This is a genomic window from Nitrosomonas sp. Nm34 (assembly GCF_900113925.1).
In the GTDB taxonomy this organism is placed as follows: domain Bacteria; phylum Pseudomonadota; class Gammaproteobacteria; order Burkholderiales; family Nitrosomonadaceae; genus Nitrosomonas.
The window spans coordinates 1-20,870 of record NZ_FORD01000001.1; the positions used below are offsets into that span (position 1 = coordinate 1).

A 20,870-nucleotide genomic window follows, 5' to 3' on the forward strand; every position below is an offset into this window, starting at 1 on the left:
GCTTACACCTTTCGCGAGAAGAAACCCTCACTTAATATCAGGCTCCCTCAAGCTCTTCCAGTCGTGATTTGATGATTCTTATGTCGAACTCACGTTAAATAGCCTGCATCCTTCTCCATTTTCAGATAGCGCGGCAGCGGGGTAAACAAGGCGAGTTCCTTATCAAAGGGATGAGTTCCGGCAGAACCCAGCTCCATTCCCAGCATGAGACAGGTCTGTTTCACTTGTTTGACAAGTTGGATGAGGTGTTCATGGATCTCTGCAGTATTTTCTCCGACCTTGGAAATCACCTCGACAGTATTTTGGATAAACTCCGGTTTGATATAGGGTGACTCTGGGTAACACTCGAGCAAAGGCTGGATACCGTTTATCAAATTAAGGCTTTCCTTACCGAGCAATTGTAGCTCGAGTTCCACCCCGACGGTTAATGGTTTTGAGGGAACGAATTCCAAAGTGACATCAGCTCAAATAGTCTTGCGCCGTCTCCCTGATGACTTCATCGAAAAAGGCAGCTCCCACTTTCAATACTTCCTCATTGAGATTAAATTCTGGACTATGTAACGGAATATATTCATGCTCATACCGTCTTGCACCAAAGCGTACATAGCAACCGGGTATCTTTTGCAGATAATAAGAAAAATCTTCTGATCCCATGCTCGGATAATCGAGGGCCATTAAGCCTGTACGCCCCACCACTTTTTCAGCCGCACGATGAGCAATCTGGCTTTCCCGTGTGGTATTGACAACCGGGGGATAACCTTGGGTGATATCAATATCAATTTTGGCATTATGCAGTTCACCGATGGCTTTAGCCATACGCTTTAATCCAGTATGAATATGATCACGCACTTCGGGCAAGGTACTGCGAATCGATCCCTCCAGGATAGCCTCTTCTGCAATCACATTAGGCGCACTGCCTGCGTGAACCGTACCAATTGTCACCACGGCCGGATAAACCGGGTTAATTTCCCGTGAAACCAGGGTTTGCAGAGCCGTGATTAACAAGCCCGTAATCACGATGGCATCGGTTGCTTCATGCGGGCGCGCGCCATGTCCGCCTTTACCTTTTATATGAATTTTAAAACGATCGGACTGGGCTGTGATCACCCCATCAGCCACCATGATTTCTCCCACACGATAGTGGTGAGTTACATGCCCGCCAAATATCGCACTGACGCCTTGCAAGGAACCTGATTCCAGTACCACGCGCGCTCCACCCCCTTTTTCTTCAGCAGGTTGGAAGACAAACAATACGTGGCAAGGAGGGGGTGATGTTTTCAGCAGGGCAGCCGCACCCAATATCATAGTCATATGTGCATCATGGCCGCAGGCATGCATTCTACCCTGCATGCAAGAGGCAAAAGGCAAATGGGTGTTTTCGTTACCAGGCAGCGCATCCATGTCAGCACGCAAGGCAACGACTGGTGCAACAGCATTTTTACTAAAAAGCTTACCAATCACCGCATGGCCCGGGCCAGTATAGTCGTAAGAAATGCCCAATTTGGTTAATTGCTCTATTAATACTTTGGCCAGTCTCGATTTCCTCAAAAGCTAGTTCAGGATGGCGATGCAGCTTTCGTCTAATCTCTACCATCCACTCATAAAGATGCTCGGATTTATATTTCTCTATCATCATTACCACCCCTTATGAATTGGCTCTTTTTTGCCAGATGACTATCGATCTGGCTTTGCTGGCAAACAAGGCATAGTCATAGTGAGAACGATATCCAGCCTAATTTTCCGGGTTAATTACATATTTCTCCTTCCTTTCTAATGCTTAATGGCATTAATTTATTACGATCTTTCCGAGATTTATATTTATAAGAAGCAGTTAATCGCCGAAGATAATAGAATAATTTATTTTGTAATTAAACATCTCTAGCGAACCAATCGTTATGGGCAGGCTTATGCTGTTCCATACCATTTTGTCATTTTATTAAATTCATCCTTTTTTTCGCAATGCAATTCATTATTCTTTTAACTTTCTAAATAAGGAAAAAACAAATATAAATAAATTCTAAATAGATCTACAATATTTTCATAAAACACAAGCTACAATGTTTCAAACTGAGCTAGAGGCATGCAAGAGCAGGTTCATTATTTTTAACTCCATATAAGCGCTTGTCATATTATATTGCTGAGTTTTTATTTGTTATACTTAATAAGGCTTTATGTACTAGTAGTTGTTAATTACGATTTTCTCATAATAACCCAAATACATAAATTATAAGTATTTCTGGGATATTTGACCTTAAAGGAGGTTATAAAGCAATGATGAGGAATAATAAAAAAATAATCAGCATGCTGGTCTGTTTGATTATTGGATTTCACATAGGAGGAAGCACCTCTTTCGCTGCTGAAGAGCAGATAGAAAAAGGAAAAGAAGCTAAAAAATTATTACCTTTCAGCAAGAATGATATTCTTGCACAAGTACAAAATACGGAAACACAAAACCCCAGAACACCATCAGGTATTTTAAGATATGATAAACCCAACGGTGGTTCATTCGATGTGGAGGAATCGGTAGGACGTACTCGGTTTGACTTTGATAGACTGACCGATCTTATGGAAAACCATAAAACTCCGCTTGCTGCCATGGCGCCAGATTGGCTCAACCTGGCTATTGAACATCGGACGCGCTATGATGTGTATGATCATGGCTTTACCAGAGCCATTCCGGATGGTAATGAGCAGATTCATCAACGGACCCGGTTCTTGTTCGAATTAAAAAATATTATCGATTGGGCCAAGTTTACGCTTGAGCTAACCGATATACGTGCGCCGCTGGCAGAACATGGACAACAGCATAATCCAACTTTTGCTAATCATTTTGATTTTACCCAACTTCACCTTGATCTATTATCCAAGAATTTTTTAGGTACAGGTTATGGTGCTACATTTGAAGTGGGTCGCATCATTCTGGAATATGGGGAATCACGCTTGGTCGGCGGACATCGTTGGGGAACCTTCACGCCTACTTTTGATGGAATTCGATTTACTTTAGGAAACGATAAAGAGAAATGGGGCCTCCATGTATTTGGCACACGACCTGTCCAGCGTGAAGTGTCACAGTTAGACTGGAATACGCCAGAAAGCTATTTCTCGGGTGTACATATTACCAACCGTGATCTACGTTGGGCTAACGTTGATGCCTATTGGTTTCAATTAAATGAAGGTAATAACCTGAGGCAGCGTAATTTATCCACGCCAGGTTTCAGGTTGTTTGCCAAACCTACCAAAGGTTCAATAGACTATGAAATTGAGTCGATGTATCAATTTGGGGATACCTTTGATGAAAGTATTTTTGCCCATCGGCATCATGGAGAAGTAGGATACAGCTTTGATTCAACCCCATGGCCACTCAGGGTTATCTACCTGTTTGATTATGCTTCGGGTGATCCGGATCCAAGAAAGAATTTTGACATTCTGTACGCAAAACGCCGGGTGGAATTTGGCCCCACTGGTATGTTTGGGCCTTTTTTCCCTTCCAACCTTTTTTCACCTGTAGGTTTTCGTATGAATCTTACGCCGGTTCCCAACGTCAGACTCATGATGTCTCATCGTGCGTATTGGTTGGCTGATAAACGTGGCCCCTTTTCCGGCTCCGGTTTGCAAGACCCAACTGGCAGGGCAGGAAGCTTTCTCGGACATATGCTGGATGTCAGCGTAGGCTGGGATCCTCAGTGGAGCTTCTTAAAACGTGTCAGCTTTGATATAGGATTTAGCCATATCTTCAAAGGTGACTACTTTGATAAAGTTCCGAATAGTCCAGGAAGCAAAGATACTAATTATGGCTATACAATGGCAACTATTAAGTTCTAGGTGCCAGTTTCTGTCATTACAAAAAACTTCAAACTAACTTTCGAGAGATACTTGATTCAAATATTTGGAGAAAGGGATCGGATCATGAAGCAATTACTCTGGTTTACGGATGAACAATGGTCATGGATAGAACCGCTAATAGCGCAAAACATGCAGATACTGGAACAGACTGACGACCGGCGGACTTTGAGTAGATTGCACATGTTTCATAAAGCGGCGGCAAGATACTTCCTAGCGTCATGATACTTTCCCTCAGTCAGGCCAGCGACCACAAGGAACAAAGCAGCCGCTCAAGATTATCTTGCTGTCATACCGCTGTCGAAGAAGTTGGTAGTCGACAAAGGATATGGCAGCAAGGCGTTCTTGATTGGCTTGCACAACGGGGAACAATGCCTATCCTTCCGCCACGCAGAGACCAGATCATCTAATCCAGTTAAGACAAGACTACCGATAAACAAACGCGAAATGCCTTTGACACATCTTCTGTAGAATAAACCATCTACACCACCTCACCACTTCGACCGAAACGTCAAAATCTTCCTTATAAGTTGCTGCTTCGCGACCACCGCGGAATTAAACATCGAACTAATCTTATTAGCCAAAAAAGTAAATTTTACGTCTATTAAGAAAATTGCGGATTATAAAATCCGATTATTATGATAGTTGCTTTTCCGCAACAATATTCCTGGCTGTGGAATTTTATCTGTCACAATTAACACTTTCTGATATTTTCTATGGTAGGCTTCGCTCTCGAAATCTCTATTTTTTGCATCAGCGTGTTGCGCGCTCAGAAACAAAAAATAAGTTATCAAATTTATTTTTGAATGAATTAATTTTTAAAACACCTAAAAACCAGAAAGCTTCTACCAACAAAGGAAGGGAAAATATATGTTTAAGAAACTTAAATTTTATGCAGTAGCAGCTGCATTTAGTATGTTATCGGCACAGGTTCAGGCTGAAGATATCCATCAGGAATTTGGAGTCTGGGGTCAAATTATGGCTAATATCAATGTAGGCAACGTAACCGGTAACGAAAATTTAAAAAATTGGCGACTATGGCTTGAAGGTCAGGGGCGTTTTGCCAATGATCCGATTCAGTTTTCTCAAGCCATTATCCGCCCAGGTATTGGTTATGCCCTTAATGATAAGATTACTATTTGGGGTGGTTATGCCTGGGTTCCGACCTCTAAACCATTTGCCAACCCGAATGGAGGGAGAGATTTTGATGAGCACTGAATCTGGCAACAACTCATCTATAATGATTCTTTCTCATGGGGTAAATTACAATGGCGTAGCCGCTTTGAGCAGCGTTTTTTTGATCAGGATATTCCCGAACCTGGTCCCAATCATGTAGCTTATCGGTTCCGCCAGTTAGTAAAATTTTCGTTTCCAATGGCCCAAATTCACGAGAATCTAAGTTTTATAGTGCAGGATGAATTGTTTATCAATATGGCCACTGCTCATAAGGGCTGGATTACAAAAGGCTTTGATCAGAACAGGGGCTTCGTTGGGTTAGGCTGGAAATTCAATAAAATGGCCACGGGGGAAATTGGTTATATGAATCAGCTTATTAATAGACCATGGAGCGCCCGACCGGATCAAATGGAGCATAATCTGATCGTCAATCTGTTTCTAACCCTCTAAGAAACTAAATATTCACCCTTATGCCTGGGTAATTCAGGTATAAGGGAATTCTATTATGTAATTTTCAGGCGATGGTAAAAGAGAAGTAATCTACACATTGAAGCGGAAATGAATGACATCACCATCATGAACAATGTATTCCTTACCCTCTAGGCGCATTTTCCCAGCCTCTTTAGCACCTTGCTCACCGTTATAAGCAACAAAGTCATCATAAGCGATGACTTCGGCACGGATAAAACCTCTTTCAAAATCAGTATGAATTACACCAGCCGCTTGGGGAGCAGTATCTCCTTTGTGAATGGTCCATGCTCGCACTTCCTTGACACCGGCAGTGAAATAAGTCTGAAGCCCGAGTAGCTGATAAGCAGCACGAATCAAGCGGTTTAGGCCCGGTTCTTCCAGATGAATATCAGCCAGAAATATTTGCTTGTCTTCATCGGACAGATCTGCGATTTCTGCTTCGAGAGCCGCACAGATTGCTACAACAGGGGCTCCTTCCTGTGCCGCATATTCATGAATACTTTGCAGTAATGGATTATTTTCAAAACCATCATCCGCAACATTTGCGACATATATAACGGGCTTTGAGGTCAGCAGACACAATGGCTTTACTAGCGGTTGCTGCTCTTTCTCTAAAGTCAGACTGCGCGCGGGCCGGCCTTGATCAAGATGGGTATGTAATTTTTCCAGTAGACTCACACATCGGATACTTTCCTTGTTACCTGATTTAGCCAGCTTGGCTTCTCGTTGTAGTGCCTTCTCCACTGTTGCCATATCAGACAATGCAAGTTCAGTTTGAATAACTTCAATATCCGAAATGGGATCGACCTTTCCTGCCACATGAACTACGTTGTCATCAGCAAAACAACGCACCATATGCACAATACCATCCGTTTCACGGATATTTGCCAGAAATTTGTTGCCTAGTCCCTCACCTTTAGAGGCACCCGCTACCAGACCCGCAATATCAACAAATTCCACAATAGCAGGTTGTACTTTCTGGGGCTTAACAATTTCACTCAGTTTTTTGAGACGCGGATCGGGAACTTCGACAACGCCAATATTCGGATCAATCGTACAAAAGGGGTAATTTTCCGCAGCAATACCGGCTTTGGTGAGTGCGTTAAAAAGTGTGGATTTACCCACATTAGGGAGACCAACGATACCGCACTTCAGGCTCATAATCTGATTATTATTGAAATTCTAGTAAACGGGAAAATACACAGAATAAAAAGTATAACTTTATAATTCTTTTTGTTTTGTGTGCAATTTATGCATGGCAGCAGTATAGTCACCACTTGCAATGAGCGGCCAAATAACCAGACTTCGCTGAATAGCGTCATCAATCAATAAAGCTTCTTCTTTTCGAGGTGGATGCAATACATAATCCACTACCTCATTTTTATTCCCTGGATGGCCGACTCCAATTCGCAGTCGCCAGAAATCCTGGGTGGCCAGACGTGTGATAATATCCTTTAAACCATTATGACCTCCTGCACCCCCACCTAATTTTAATTTGGCAGTTCCAGGAGGTAAATCCAGTTCGTCATAAACGACCAATAACTGGTGAGGGGAGATCTTATAAAAACGTGATAAAGCTGCCACGGCCATTCCACTTGCATTCATGTATGTCTGCGGTTTAAGTAGCCAGAATTGCTCATTATCAAACACAACATTTGCACACAGACCATGGAACTTAACTTCAGATTTGAATGTGATGCTCAATTGTTCTGCCAAACGACAGAGCCAGTGAAATCCAGCATTATGTCGCGTAGCAGCGTATTTTTCTCCAGGATTACCCAGTCCTACAATGAGTTTCATTGTTTACTCGGTTTGATTGCACAACAATAATTTTCTATCAATCCAGATACGTTCATCAGCGACTTCTTAAGTTGGAAAAGGGAAATACAGAAGAGATTAGCTTATCCTGTATTTCCGATTTATGCTGGATATTTATTTGACCTATTTAAGAATTAACTCGTACTACTTTCTTCAGCCGCACCCCGCTGAACAATGAGAATAGCCACTGGTAAGTTATCACCTTTGAGCAATGCAGGAATTTCCACATTCTCAGGTAACTGGAGATCGCTTAGATGCAAAGTACTGCCTGCAGCCATTTCTGATAAGTCAACGGTAATATATTCAGGCAAATCTTGAGGAAAACACGATATATCTACTTCAGTGAGCACATGACTAACCATGCCCCCTGCTAGTTTTACTCCGGGTGAAAGTTCAGCATTAATGAAATGCAGCGGGACTTTCATGTGTATCTTTTTATCCGTATCAACGCGCTGAAAATCTACATGAAGTACCTGTGGTTTGTAAGGATGCATTTGTACATCACGCAACAATACTTGCTCCTTGACACCATCGACCTTTAACGATAGAACAGAGGCGTGAAACGCCTCCAGTTTGAGCTTATAGAATAAATTATTATGGTCTAATTCGATAGATTGTGCAGCTCCCTCTCCACCATAAACCACCCCAGGAACTTTACCCTCCACACGCAGGCGGCGGCTCGCACCTTTGCCCTGCAATGTACGCTTATTAGCATCAATTTCAATTTGCATTTCAATTCTCCAAAATAAGATTTATCCGCGACCAGATAAACCAAAAATAAAAACTATCATTATTTATTCCATAAATAATGAGCTCAATGAACTCTCATTACTTATGCGTACCAGGGACTCACCCAGCAAGCTTGCAACACTTAACTGACAAATTCGATCACATGCTTTGGCATTATCACGTAATGGAATCGTATCAGTAACTACTAATTTATCCAGTTTAGACTCTGAAATGCGCTCCACTGCGTTACCAGAGAGTACTGCATGCGTAGAATAGGCAACGACACTTGCAGCCCCTTCCTCTTTTAAAGCTCTGGCAGCTTCGCATAGCGTATTCGCCGTATCTACCATGTCATCTATGATGACACAAGTACGCCCCTCAACTTCACCGATGATATTCATTACGATAGATTCATTTGGCTTAGGGCGACGCTTATCGATAATCGCAAGATCGCACTCTAAGCGTTTTGCCAAATGTCTCGCTCGTACCACCCCGCCCACATCAGGCGATACGACGGTCAGGTCTTGATAATTATGTTTCCAAATATCGCCTAGCAATATAGGCATACCGTAAATATTATCCACGGGTATATCGAAAAAACCCTGGATCTGATCAGAGTGCAAATCCATTGTCAAAAGTCGATCTACTCCAACAGTGGTAAGCATATTCGCAACTACTTTGGCTGTAATTGGCACACGCGCCGAGCGCGGCCTTCTATCCTGGCGCGCATAACCAAAATAGGGAATTGCAGCGGTAATACGTCCTGCTGAAGCACGCTTTAAAGCATCTACAATGACCAATATTTCCATCAGGCTGTCATTGGTAGGTGCACAAGTAGATTGCAAAACAAACACATCCTTGCCACGCACATTTTCAAGAAGCTCTACCATGATCTCGCCATCACTGAAACGAGAAACCGTTGCTCGTCCTAAATGAATATTGAGATACTTGACCACGTCCTGGGCCAGTTGTGGATTGGCTGTGCCAGTAAAAACCATCAAGCTATCATAAGACATGGCTAATAGTTCCCTGCTATGAACTGGATACTGAAAAACACAGAACCCCTTGGTAATACAAAGCTTGCCACATAATTATAAATTTATATGCTCTGATTTAAACCAGAAAACCGGTTACTTGAAATCGCTTCTGATCTATGAATACTGGCTGGGGAGGTAGGGATCGAACCTACGAATGCCGGAATCAAAATCCGGTGCCTTACCACTTGGCGACTCCCCAAATTCATTACTCTTCTAAAAATTTTTGCAATGGGTGATAACTCAACCCCTCTGCAACAAAACCACTCATTCCCTCGGGCAATTGCTGAAAAGCATACTTCGCTGCCCGTTCGTTTGCAAATTCTGCAAATACACAAGCACCCGAACCACTCATTGCGACCAATGTCGTGTTATTTAATTGCTTCAGCCACTGCAAATATCTTGCCACAACTGGATACATCTGGCAAACCACTGTTTCAAGATCATTACGTCCCTGCCAGGGGGAAAAGGGCGGTATTGTGATAGGATTTGTATTCCGTGTCAATTCCTTGCTTGAAAAAATTTGTCCTGTTGAAATATGTACCGAGGGTGTTAACACCAAATACCAGGCTGGTGGTAAAGCAATCGATGAAAGTTTTTCGCCTATCCCTTCTGCAAAGGCATTCTCACCATAGATAAATACTGGAACATCCGCACCCAACTCTAACCCTAACTCCATCAAGCGCGCCCTATTCCAATTCAATCCCCATAAACGATTAAGTACAAGCAAGGTCGTTGCTGCATCGGAACTGCCTCCTCCTAACCCGCCCCCCATCGGAATGTGTTTTTCCAGAAATATTTCTACTCCAAGATTTATATGGCTTCTTTGCTGCAGCAATTTTGCCGCACGCACACACAAATTATTTTCTTCTGGTACGCCAGGAGTAGGCGTACGCAATTTGATAACAAAATCATCTCTTAAAACAAAACTCAGCTGATCCGCAAAATCTATCAACCTAAAGACCGTTTGCAATAGATGATATCCGTCTTCCCGGCGTCCCACCACATGCAAAAACAAATTAAGCTTGGCAGGTGCGTGAAAGGTTTGCATGTTTGCTTGAATTTTCTATTATATCTTTTAGAAAGAGAACGCTATTAATCTTTTATATCCCAGCTATCAATGACCAATTTCAGTTTCAGGTCTATACGGCTAAGTTCCAATACTCTTGGAAGATGATTGTATGCAGGAATAAGCTGCGAAAAATAATCCAAATAAGTAATTTTCCAGCCGTCTTGTCTGATTGCTATCGTCCGGCCATTCCTATCTAAATCCTTTTCAGACACAGTAAATGGAAAATGGGTACCCTGCACCCAGAATTGTAACCCGGAAAGTGGTAATCGCCATCCCAAGACATCTTCTGTCAGATTTTCCACATTACTTGCATAATAAGTTTCTGGCTCGGAAGTAATCAGACTCACACCTTCCGGGCCTTGCTCAATCTGAGCGACAGTTTGTCCTAAGGGTGAAAATAGCATTATCTGATCGCTGATCTCGGTATGCTGCCAGCGTACACCGCCTGAAAACCCATGCTTATCTGCTTTGACTGAAACTCTCCCAACCAGATCAAAATTAGCAAAGACTTCCTTTGAAATTTCTTCGCCAGGTTGAGTCACAATAGTAGTAGTAACGACCTCGTGGCTTTCAAATAAGGCACAACCTGCAAGCATCGAAACGATACAAAGCAGTAGCTTCCCTACAAAAAATTCAATATTTTTTCTAATGCTATTGACCAAGGGATATCAAACCTGCTCTTTTTCACGTAACCGATAATTAGCCATCCAAATTTCTGCTATTTATTATTTATAGTCGCTTCAAAACATACATTATTGCTTGATTACCATGCAACTGTTTAGATTAATTAAAAATCATTCTTGAATACTTCATGAATACTCTTGCTGCTTGCTGCTTTGAGTTTCTGGCAATACGATATTCAGCTCGAGCGTCTCTTGATTTTCATCCTGTTCAAATTTAACTGAGATGGCGTCCTGTTCCACTTTGACATATTTACGAATGACTGCCAGTAACTCTTCTTGTAATTGGGGAAGGTAAGAAGGTTTGTTACGATAATAGCGTTCGTGTGCCACAAGAATTTGTAGTCTTTCTTTAGCAACAGTAGCTGTTTTGGGTTTAGATGATCTAAAATAATCCAGCAGACTCATTATTTCCCTCCAAAAAGCTTCCTGAGAAACCCTTTTTTACTATCAATAAAACGATGAGGTCTTTTTTCCCCAAGATAGCGCGCCACCACGTCAGCATAAGCTTGGCCTGCATCACTCTTCTCATCCAAAATCACAGGCGTACCTGAATTAGAAGCATTTAAGACTGCTTTTGATTCTGGAATAATGCCTAACAAGTGCAAAGATAATATTTCTTGCACATCTTCCAGACTTAACATTTCTCCTGCTTCAACCCGATCGGGATCATAGCGAGTTAATAATAAATACTCTTTGATGGGTTCCATCGCCAACTCTGCTCTCCGTGATTTGCTTGCCATAATACCCAGCATCCGGTCCGAATCTCTAACAGAAGATACTTCTGGATTGGTCACGACAAAAGCATCATCAGCAAAGTACATCGCCAAGTGAGCCCCCTTTTCAATACCAGCGGGCGAGTCACACACGATATATTTAAAATCTTTAGAAAGCTCTTCTAATACTTTTTCTACCCCCTCTAAAGTTAAAGCATCTTTATCACGTGTTTGTGAAGCAGGCAGAATATAGAGTAAATTACAATTCTTATCGCGAATCAATGCTTGATTAAGGTTTGCCTCTCCATTAATCACATTGACGAAATCATAAACAACCCGTCGCTCACAACCCATAATAAGATCAAGATTGCGTAAACCCACATCAAAATCAATCACGACTGTTTTATGCCCTCTTTTTGCCAATCCCATGGCAATAGCAGCACTTGTGGTGGTCTTACCTACTCCCCCTTTGCCCGACGTTACGACAATAATTCTTGCCACTTAATTCTCCTTCGCTGAAATATCCTATCCTAATTCTTTTATTATTAAAGCATGATTCTGCAAATAGATTTGCACTGGTTTTTTTTCAACCGTTCCCTTAAGATCTTCACTTGTCTTATAATCTCCAGCTATTGAAATAAGCTCAGCTTGCAAATCAAAACAGAATATCCTTGCATTTGTGTCACCTTGCACCCCTGCAAGCGCTCTACCTCTCAATGTATTGTAAACATGGATATTACCTTCAGCCATGATTTCAGCACCCGCACTGACCTGAGCCAATATAATCAAATCGCCCGACACATAAATGCGTTGACCCGAACGAACAGGCTGAGTTATCAGCGTCGCTGCATTATTCACAACCACTTCCTTAACGACCGTTTGAGAAGTTGGCACAGATGTTTTGGATATTTCAGCAGCGATACTTTGCGTGTTATCTACTGGAATAAATATCGAGTTTGCTTGCGCATTCTGAAACTCATTCCCGCCTCGTATGCCTATAGGGAATAAGCCACTCTTACGAATAAGCTCCACTAATTTCACAACATCTATTTCATCATTATGATGATTTAATTCATGCAAATCAAAGACAATGGGTGAATTTCTGAAGAAATCCGGCGCTTGAGATATTTTTTGTAGCAATCGTTGCTCAATTACAACCAAATCATTGGTGTACAAAACCAGGACTGGCACAAAAAAAGTACTACTCTTAATTTCCAGCACTGACTGGATTTCATACATTTTTTTTGTATCTATTGACATCTGTTGTTAAATCAGAGAGTTAATTTAATAGTAGAAGATATCATGGATATCAATTTATTTATTGACAACAATTATGCATTATACCTTTCAAACGTAAGGAACAAATATTTTTGCTCAGCATTTGAACAAATTCGCTTCCATAACCCTACTGCTATCTATGGCAACCAGGAAATTAATCTAATCAAAGCAGTTCATTCAGGGTAAAAATCCGCTCTCCCTCTCCCCTTGACAGACTGTTTAAAAACTACTTTACCTCGCTGTTGCAGTATTGAAAAACAGGCTCAAAATAATCATTTATTAGGAATAAGCCATGTTTTTTTGGTCTGCCTTTGCCTATTATCTTAAATTCCTCAGTTGAAATCTTTTAAATTGCTCAAGAACCCTACTGATTAAGGCACTTTGAGAGATTTATAGCCTCACCAATCAGGTGAGATTTTAATAAAATGATCAAAACAAAGCATTGTCACACCTTGCTTTCCGCTTATTTACTGTTACTTAGGAGCAATTAATATTTTTGACCGGGAACTGTTGATAGAATTAGATTACAGCTATTTTCATCCTAAATTCCAACAGAGGAATTGGATTATCGATCGTCTTAAATACGTTATTTCACAGCCTGATAAACCAGAATTATCTATTTACTCAATTGTCCAAAAGTTAATACCGTATTTTCAGGTTTTGATACAGGCTCCATCAGCTTAAAAAGACAAGCATACTTGATAAAGGAAAAAATATGAAATTACGTTTATCAATAGTCAGTTTATTTTTTCTGCTAAATGGATGTACTAGCCTGCCACCTGCCGCCATAAGAAATATTCCTTTTGTTGATTTGTCCTACCAGACAGTCAATCAGGATATCAATGCTTATAAGGATGTGCCCATTCGTTGGGGTGGGGTGATTATTGACGTAGAAAACGAAAAAGATTTCAGCTTGGTGCAAATTTTATTTTATCCTCTCGATAAGAAAGGTTATCCCTATATCAATAAAAAAAATGAAGGTCGTTTTGTCATTGAAAGCAGTGATTTTCTCGACCCGGCTGTTTATAAAAAAGATACTGAGATAACAGTCACCGGGACAATCAAAGGAAATATTGAGCGAACTATTGGTAATAAAACCATACAAGTGCCACTTATTTCAGCAACGGCAATCTACTTATGGCCCAAAGAGTATCGATACAATTATTATGGTCCAGGTAGATACGGATATTACCCACCTTATCCTTTTGGCTTTTACGGCGACCCCTATTACTACAGAGGATTCTACTGGCCTTATCCTTACCGGTGGTAAAGAATTCTAAGTATATTTTCCAGTTAATTTTGTAATTTATTTTTATTGATATTTCTTCTTTCCCGCATAGCTGCAGCGCTTTATCTCGCTTCTGAAAACAAACCCTTCGCGTTGATAAAACTCGAGCGTATTAAACATATCAACATTTATCCAGCAAATGATAAAAATCAAGCAGCCTATAGCTGCTTTTAATTAAAATACGCTACTTAAAAACCAAATTACTGCATTAATCTTTTCATGGTATCTAATAATATTTCATTATCTGGATGTGCCTCAAGTGCAGAACGCCAGACCTTCTCAGCATCCTCTTTTGCCCCCTTAACCCAGAGCACTTCGCCCAAGTGAGCGGCAATTTCTGGATCAGGACGAGTAGTGAATGCAAGATTCAAATAATTAAGACCTTCTCTAAAATTTCCCATCCGATAGTACACCCATCCTAGACTATCCATAATGTAAGGATCTTCAGGAGATAACTCAACTGCCTTTTTGATTAAAGCTAATGCCTCCGGTAAGCGCAATCCTCGCTCTGCAAGACTGTAGCCTAATGCGTTATAGGCATGAGCATTATCTGGCTTCAACTCGATCAGTCTACGCAAATCTTTTTCTACGATATCAAATTTGCCTATTTTGTCTGCCGCCAAAGCCCGATCGTAAAGAAGTTCGGGCTGATCCGGAATCTTTTCCAGACTTTTGTCTAGTAACTTAAAAACTTCATAATGCGCATTAACCTCTCGTAATAATTGTGCCTCTGCCAAAACTAATTGGGCGCGCTGCTGCTCATTCTCCGGTGTTAATTGATGCAAATGCTGGCGGGCGCGATTAATTCCTTCTTTCTTAAGTAGCAAAACTGCAATACGGATTTGAGCAGGTAAATACCGTTCCCCTCCACTTACTTGTTGATATGCTTTAAGAGCAGCGTCAGGGCGTTCAGTCACCTCATAAATGCGCGCTAAATTGAAATGGAGATTATTCGCATCTTCATAACCCAGCTCCAAAGCTTTCTTAAAGTTTGCTTCAGCACTATCGAAATCATTTAATTCAAGAGATAATAAACCCACTGCAAGCGCGATGTCAGCATTAAACGGATTCTCCGTCATTAATTTCTGGAACTGATCGCGTGCCGAAAGAAAATTTTTATCTGCCATCAGCATGCGAACATAAGCAATTCGCATATCATTGGCTTTAGGATATTTCGCGAGATAATTTTCATAAAAAGTCATCGCTTCAGCATTAGCCATTTTCTGCAAAATCCGACCTTGATGAATCGCGGCAATTTCCCAATCAGGACGTAATGCCAACGCTTTTTTCATTTCATCAAGCGCAAGATCAAGCTGATTAGCATTCCAGGCAGCCTGGGAAATTGCGAAATGTGCTTCCGGCAAATCAGAGTAAGGTACCGCAAGCTGTTGCAATAACTTCAATGCTGCTTTCTTGTCATCGTGACGTGACAGTAGCCTGCTTAAGTGCATAAAAGCTTTATCAACGGTTTCTTTATCAGATGATAACAGTTTCACAAGATGAGGACGTGCCTTGTCAAGTTTGCCAGTACTCACAAACAAGGCTGCAGCAGCCTGACGTGCATTGATTGAATCTGGCTCCAGTTCAATCCATAAGGCAACAGCTTTCTCTGCTTCATCAGGCTGACGGGCACGAAGCGCTACCTCTGTAGCACGCTCGGCAATACGTGGATCCCGTGTCTCTTTGGCAAGCTTAGAATATCGTTCAACAGCCACCTCAAGATTATCGCGTTGCAATGCTGTCTCAGCGAGCAAAAAATCAAATAATAACTCGCTCGTCAATTCTTGATGGGGTAATTTCAATTGCCCCTGTTGGTTTTGACTAGCCAGTTCCTCTGCTTGCGAATTTTCGACTTTTGGTATTTGGGTACATCCAGCTAGACCGAGTAAAAACAATATCCAATGCATTCTAAAATTCATCTGAATTAAACCAATAAAATCATTAAGACTAAAATAAATTAAACCAGTTCTTATACTACGGCATATTTAAGCGTTATCACAGTATAGCTAACGATCACAATGTGTAGGCGTATCTTTGATACGCCATATAACACATTAACTTATGCATTTAAAATTTGCCGTCATCTCATTCCATTTCCAAATCAAAACTGGCTTTGCCGGCTTCACCTTACCATATTATCTATATTGTCTGCGACTTGCCTTCGTGTCATTTTTGATTTGGAAATGGGATGACAGTAAGAAAAGCAAGCAGAGGGGACCCAGAAAACAAACTATACCGGCTAATAAGCAAGTTCTAGAGCTCTACCTATGGAGTAGCTCATTTATTAAAAAACATATTCAGTGTTTTCCTTAAAAAGAATCTCTCAAGATTGATTACGCGATCATTGAGAATTTTGTGTAAATGGATTAGTGCTATCTGCTGGCTGGCTTGGGGAAAGAGGATTAGAACCTGCTGTAGCCTTATCACTAGCAAAAGGATTGGTAGCGGGAGCACCTTGCACACCCGATTTAGGTGTTTTTGATCGCTGTGAATCTGTTCCGCCCGTCCCCCCGCCAGCATGAACAAACTTCCAATCCTGATAACTTTTTGCTTCTGAAAATGTGGAATATTGTTCTGGAAAATTTGTGCGCTTGAGCGGGATTTTGTCCGATTTACTATATATACCTGTAATTCCCGACCCTGCTTGCTCAATTAACCCCCAATCATGACTGTTGGTCATTGGGTCAAGGAAAATTTTTCTGAGATGACGTTTGGCTATCAATGAACTCCTATCCTCGAGTAATTGCTCTAGTGATTCTGGGTACCGTTTCGCTTTTCCACTGGAATTGAGGTAATACGATTCAATTGCACGCCTGAATTGATCCCCCACATGGAGTAGCTCCATTTCTTTTTCTCGCTGGGATTCAATTTGCCACATTGGACCAACACCTGCCAGTCCCACCCCTGCCAGCGCAACCGCAAATAACGTCCAGAGATAGATATAACCTTCTTCTCCACAGGGATAGCTAGCGCGGTTCTTTTTTACCATTTATCGTAAAATGTTCCATCTAATGCCTGCTTATCAGAGCTACTGTGTAGATCATATACGCCTTCAACCTCCTCACCAGGCGGAGGAATTTCAATCCATGTTAAAGCACTGTCGGTAATTGGATCAATCGGAATAGCACGAATATAACGCTCTTCCACCAATTGCTCCAGATTAAGCGGATAAACTCCCCTATCAGCATAGAATTTATCAATCGCATCACGCACGATACTCAGATTTTGTCGCAATACAGCCTCTTTAGCCCGATCGACTGAATTGAAATATCTCGGGGCAACAATACTGAGTAAAGTAGCAATCACTGCCATGACGACCAATAACTCAATGAGGGTAAAACCGGCGCGCCGGTAAAAATCAAGTATTTTCATTTACCACTGATTATAAGGAATCCCGTTCAGCCCCTTTTGACTGGAGCGCGAATAGATATCAAACACATCGTCGCCTTCTTCCGGATTATCGGGTGGGCTCTCGTAGCTACGCTTTCCCCACGTGTCAGCGTCAGGTACATCCATATCTTCATCGGCAAACATAGGATCACGGGGTAAACGTCGCAAAAAATAAATCATATTTTTTTTAGGATCCTTTATATTGGGCACACCTTTCGCCAGATCTTCCAATTTGCGGGGATAACCCACCTCATCTGCTTTCTTTTCCACTCGTCCCTCATCCGCAGCCTGTTTATAAGCATCGATTGCAGTACGAATTTGCCGCAAGGCAACACGTAATTCTTGTTCCTTCTCACGCTTAACAGCAATCTCACGTAACGGCATCACTGCAGTAGCTAAAGTAGCGACGATAGCCACCACCACCATCAATTCGACCAAAGTGAATCCACGAGAGGTTGTTATCAATCCTGAGCTTCGTTTTCGCATACTACTATTGGATCTCGACACTTACGGGAGGAGGCAAGCTCACTTCAACCGGATTTCCTTTGTCGTCTTGTGCTGTCAAACTTTGAACAGCAATTTCTGCAGTCCCCGGATTGGGACTGACCGCTTTGAAACGTAAGACCGTTGTCATTCCACTTGGTTCTTCCCTCCCCAGCTTAATAGTCCGAACTCCAGATTTTTCACCGCCATCCAGCGCTTCCAGCAGGTCCTTATCGTATGTCAGATTAAGTTCACTCACCAGATTGGTTTTCTGGGTAACCAGTCTCACCGTTGCGGTAAATTCTCGATCCATGGGCACAGTGGTCGGGGCTAACAAGGTAAGTGATGGAGAAGCTCCACCAGTTTGTTGCGCAGCCGCTGCAGCAAATGGATTAGGAGCAGATTCAGCCGTTGACGTTGACGGTGTCGGCTGTGCTCCTCCAAAAACAGAGCGAGCACCTGATGCCGGCCCGGAAGGGGTCAAGGCCAGGGATTGTGGCAATGTCTTACGAATAGATGTCTGCAATCTTCCAGCCGCATTGGCCGTGCCAGAATAAAACTCGCTCTCCAGTTTGGTCGGCTGCGTGACGTTACGTACAATGCGCGGAGTGATTAACAATATAATCTCCGTCTTTTGACGATTCAGACTTTGATTCCCAAATAGCCTGTTCAGGATCGGCGTATCGATCAATCCCGGTATCCCCCCCAGGCTTCTTTTATCATCGTCGTTAATCAAGCCCGCCAACACATGCGTTTCACCATCGTTTGAGGACAGTAAAGTCTCTGCTGTCCGTGTTCCCACGACAGGGAACCGACTCCCCGCCGTTGTACCTGCTTCGAAACCCGTTATCGAACTTACTTCAAGCATCACCTTGATGGCCACTTCGTTATTCGGAGAAATGACAGGTTCAACTTCCAATTTCAATCCTACATCGATAAAAGTCACCGATTGAGATACGGTAGCCGCAGTTCCCGTGACATTGGAAGTGATGATAGGTTGTCTGCTACCAATCAGAATTTTAGCTTTCTCGCGATTCTTGACACGAATACGCGGATTAGCCAGCAGGTCATTAAAGGTAAGATCTTTTCTTAAATCAATCACGACCTGGTTGCTGACCGAAAAATTCTTTAAGCCAAAGGTCATCTGATCAAGTGCAGTTGTAGCCGCTGCCGCAATGGGATTACCGCTTGCGTCAGTGCCACCGGGATTAGGAGTGTAAGTAATACTTCCTGGAAAATTAGGCCCAAGCTTGGCTACATTGTTGCGGTTAACTTCCAGGACTTCTACATCAAGCATGACCTCTGGATCAGGAAAATCATTGATGGCAACCAGTCGTTCTACCAAACGAATCGCTTCCAGCGTATCGCGCATCACAAAAAGATTGAGTTTCTCGTTAACGTAAATATCCTTAGCTTTGACCAATCCGCGGATCATCGAAACCATCTGTTTGACGTCGGTATTGACCACATGGAAACTGCGCACCACAAGCTCTTGATATTCTTTTTGTTTGGCCGGCGTATCCGGATAAATCAATAACGAATTATCATTCAATATTTTGTAAGCAAGCTGATTAGTGACTAACAGCAATTTTAAAACATCTTCAATTCTATTATCGCGTACAAAAATAGACGTTTTCGACTCCTGCTGAACACTTTTATCAAAAATAAAATTGATCCCTGCGGTGCGTGATATCAGCTCAAAAATCGTTTTCAAACTGGCATCGCGAAATTCCATTGTGATAGGTTTATCAAAAGTGGTCATTAATGCCAGTCCAGGTTCTTCAGCCCGGCTAAGACGCTGATTGATCTCCCTAATTAACAGGCGCGCATCTGCATTCATCGGATTTTCCTGTAACACCGCGCGCACGGCCGCCTCAGCACCTTCCACATCATTTCGAGCGAGCGACTCTCTGGCTTGATGAATAAACAATTGTTGATGCCGATCCAGATACAGCCCTTCTAATCCTGCTTTGGCGCGCTCGCTATTAGGAGTAATTTCCTGCACATGGCGGTATTGCTGTTCAGCAACATCAAAATTCCCCGCTGCCCGCGCATTTTCCGCCTCATTGAGTATTTGATTGGCGATCGCCTCACGCTGTCGTGTCAATACTGTACGAATCTCTCTGTTATCAGGCTCTTCATAAGCTGCCTGCTCAAGTTTCTTCAAGCCTGCATCAAGTTGACCTTGCGCAATCAGTTGCTGGCCTTCTAGAAATGCCCGATTTCTGGTAGCTAATTGCGCGCAACTCGTTAATAGTGTCAGCAGCAAAACAATGAAGAAAAATCCAACTGATTTCATTAAAACTTTCCAGGATTATTGTTATTGATAAGAAGCTTTTGTTTGATCCCCAATGGTAAATAGGTAAATTCGATTACATCATCATTAATCCTATCGACCCGATAATTTTTCTCGATACGTCCCCCTACTTTTGCAATATAGAAATCATCCCCCATGGAAAGAAATACACTTGTCCGCTTTCCTTCCATAAGTTTGCCGATATATTTAAATTGCAGAGGAGGCGCTGTAGGAGGAGGCGCACGAACAGGCGCAGATTTGGCGGCTTGGTTCAAACCACCGGCACCACCGGCGCCGCCAAATGGAGACTGAGAAAGATCAGCACGGGGCGGCTTCGGTTCCCAGGAAGCAGAGGCAAAGATATCATCCGCTTCAGCACTGAATTTTCGTTGCCCCAATTGATCAACTTGTAGATGACCCATGTCACTTTTTCTGCCAGCTGTACTTACACTTTTTGATGCAGGCTTAGTGGGTAGAATGGGCTGGACAGTCTCTTCTATGTCAGCATCATTCTCCTCGATCCATATCACTGCAAAGAGTGTTGCCACGAGCGCAGCGCCCAGAATCAACCTGCGAATATTGGTGGCCTGTTTTTCCAT

General features: G+C 42.3%; 19 protein-coding genes, 1 tRNA gene and 1 pseudogene. 3 read left to right on the forward strand and 18 right to left on the reverse strand.

From position 1 onward, the window contains the following. Positions 1-89: 89 nt before the first annotated feature. Positions 90-452 carry a glutamate-cysteine ligase family protein gene (locus tag BM283_RS00005; RefSeq protein ID WP_090687511.1) on the reverse strand — a complete coding sequence of 121 codons (363 nt, stop codon included), beginning with the start codon at positions 450-452 and terminating at the stop codon, positions 90-92. 7 nt (positions 453-459) lie between these two features. Next, positions 460-1,548, reverse strand: a complete 1,089-nt coding sequence (locus BM283_RS00010) for a M20 metallopeptidase family protein (RefSeq protein ID WP_217646380.1) — start codon at positions 1,546-1,548, stop codon at positions 460-462. A gap of 723 nt (positions 1,549-2,271) precedes the next feature. On the opposite strand from BM283_RS00010, the gene BM283_RS00015 reads away from it, so the two are divergent. Both BM283_RS00015 and BM283_RS00020 read left to right on the forward strand, forming a co-directional pair. Beyond that, positions 2,272-3,822 (forward strand): alginate export family protein, encoded by a 1,551-nt coding sequence (locus BM283_RS00015; RefSeq protein ID WP_254776046.1) that lies wholly within the window; start codon positions 2,272-2,274, stop codon positions 3,820-3,822. 933 nt (positions 3,823-4,755) lie between these two features. Then, positions 4,756-5,466, forward strand: a pseudogene (locus BM283_RS00020) (DUF2490 domain-containing protein). 90 nt (positions 5,467-5,556) lie between these two features. Here BM283_RS00020 and ychF read toward each other — a convergent pair. The 10 genes from ychF to minC all read right to left on the reverse strand — a co-directional run bounded on the left by ychF (position 5,557) and on the right by minC (position 12,796). Further along, positions 5,557-6,648 (reverse strand): redox-regulated ATPase YchF, encoded by a 1,092-nt coding sequence (ychF, locus tag BM283_RS00025; RefSeq protein WP_090687513.1) that lies wholly within the window; start codon positions 6,646-6,648, stop codon positions 5,557-5,559. A gap of 60 nt (positions 6,649-6,708) precedes the next feature. Continuing rightward, a complete protein-coding gene (gene pth / locus BM283_RS00030) occupies positions 6,709-7,287 on the reverse strand; it encodes an aminoacyl-tRNA hydrolase (RefSeq protein WP_090687517.1) in 579 nt (192 codons plus the stop codon). Positions 7,288-7,439: 152 nt separating this feature from the next. After that, entirely contained in the window at positions 7,440-8,036 is a 597-nt protein-coding gene (locus BM283_RS00035) for a 50S ribosomal protein L25/general stress protein Ctc (RefSeq protein WP_090687519.1), read from the reverse strand. A 63-nt stretch (positions 8,037-8,099) separates the two neighbouring features. Continuing rightward, complete coding sequence (locus tag BM283_RS00040; RefSeq protein WP_090687521.1) at positions 8,100-9,050, reverse strand: ribose-phosphate pyrophosphokinase; 951 nt, start codon at positions 9,048-9,050, stop codon at positions 8,100-8,102. A gap of 145 nt (positions 9,051-9,195) precedes the next feature. Further along, positions 9,196-9,270 (reverse strand) — tRNA-Gln (locus tag BM283_RS00045). 6 nt (positions 9,271-9,276) lie between these two features. Beyond that, positions 9,277-10,119, reverse strand: coding sequence for a 4-(cytidine 5'-diphospho)-2-C-methyl-D-erythritol kinase (gene ispE, locus BM283_RS00050; protein ID WP_090687524.1), 843 nt, complete (start codon positions 10,117-10,119; stop codon positions 9,277-9,279). Positions 10,120-10,163: 44 nt separating this feature from the next. Then, a complete protein-coding gene (lolB, locus tag BM283_RS00055; protein ID WP_254776048.1) occupies positions 10,164-10,802 on the reverse strand; it encodes a lipoprotein insertase outer membrane protein LolB in 639 nt (212 codons plus the stop codon). A 147-nt stretch (positions 10,803-10,949) separates the two neighbouring features. Further along, the gene (minE, locus tag BM283_RS00060) at positions 10,950-11,228 is read right to left on the reverse strand and encodes a cell division topological specificity factor MinE (RefSeq protein ID WP_046850083.1); all 279 of its coding nucleotides are present in this window, start codon (positions 11,226-11,228) and stop codon (positions 10,950-10,952) included. Then, the gene (gene minD, locus BM283_RS00065; protein WP_090687527.1) at positions 11,228-12,037 is read right to left on the reverse strand and encodes a septum site-determining protein MinD; all 810 of its coding nucleotides are present in this window, start codon (positions 12,035-12,037) and stop codon (positions 11,228-11,230) included. Before minD ends, minE begins: the two co-directional genes overlap by 1 nt. 24 nt (positions 12,038-12,061) lie before the next feature. Further along, on the reverse strand, positions 12,062-12,796 hold the full coding sequence (gene minC / locus BM283_RS00070) for a septum site-determining protein MinC (RefSeq protein ID WP_090687530.1): 735 nt from the start codon (positions 12,794-12,796) through the stop codon (positions 12,062-12,064). Between the two features lie 733 nt (positions 12,797-13,529). Between minC and BM283_RS00075 the strand changes: the two genes are divergently transcribed. Continuing rightward, positions 13,530-14,084 (forward strand): Slp family lipoprotein, encoded by a 555-nt coding sequence (locus tag BM283_RS00075; RefSeq protein ID WP_090687533.1) that lies wholly within the window; start codon positions 13,530-13,532, stop codon positions 14,082-14,084. A 218-nt stretch (positions 14,085-14,302) separates the two neighbouring features. On the opposite strand, the gene BM283_RS00080 is transcribed toward BM283_RS00075, so the two are convergent. From BM283_RS00080 to BM283_RS00110, 6 genes are all read right to left on the reverse strand, one after another. Beyond that, complete coding sequence (locus tag BM283_RS00080; protein WP_254776052.1) at positions 14,303-16,009, reverse strand: tetratricopeptide repeat protein; 1,707 nt, start codon at positions 16,007-16,009, stop codon at positions 14,303-14,305. 434 nt (positions 16,010-16,443) lie between these two features. Continuing rightward, a complete protein-coding gene (locus tag BM283_RS00090) occupies positions 16,444-17,091 on the reverse strand; it encodes a hypothetical protein (protein ID WP_090687544.1) in 648 nt (215 codons plus the stop codon). After that, positions 17,085-17,474, reverse strand: a complete 390-nt coding sequence (locus BM283_RS00095) for a type II secretion system protein (RefSeq protein ID WP_090687548.1) — start codon at positions 17,472-17,474, stop codon at positions 17,085-17,087. The genes BM283_RS00090 and BM283_RS00095 overlap by 7 nt, the downstream gene beginning before the upstream one ends. Beyond that, positions 17,475-17,978 carry a type II secretion system protein gene (locus BM283_RS00100; RefSeq protein WP_090687551.1) on the reverse strand — a complete coding sequence of 168 codons (504 nt, stop codon included), beginning with the start codon at positions 17,976-17,978 and terminating at the stop codon, positions 17,475-17,477. 4 nt (positions 17,979-17,982) lie between these two features. Continuing rightward, entirely contained in the window at positions 17,983-20,274 is a 2,292-nt protein-coding gene (locus BM283_RS00105) for a FecR domain-containing protein (RefSeq protein WP_090687555.1), read from the reverse strand. After that, complete coding sequence (locus BM283_RS00110) at positions 20,274-20,870, reverse strand: hypothetical protein (RefSeq protein ID WP_090687558.1); 597 nt, start codon at positions 20,868-20,870, stop codon at positions 20,274-20,276. The genes BM283_RS00105 and BM283_RS00110 overlap by 1 nt, the downstream gene beginning before the upstream one ends.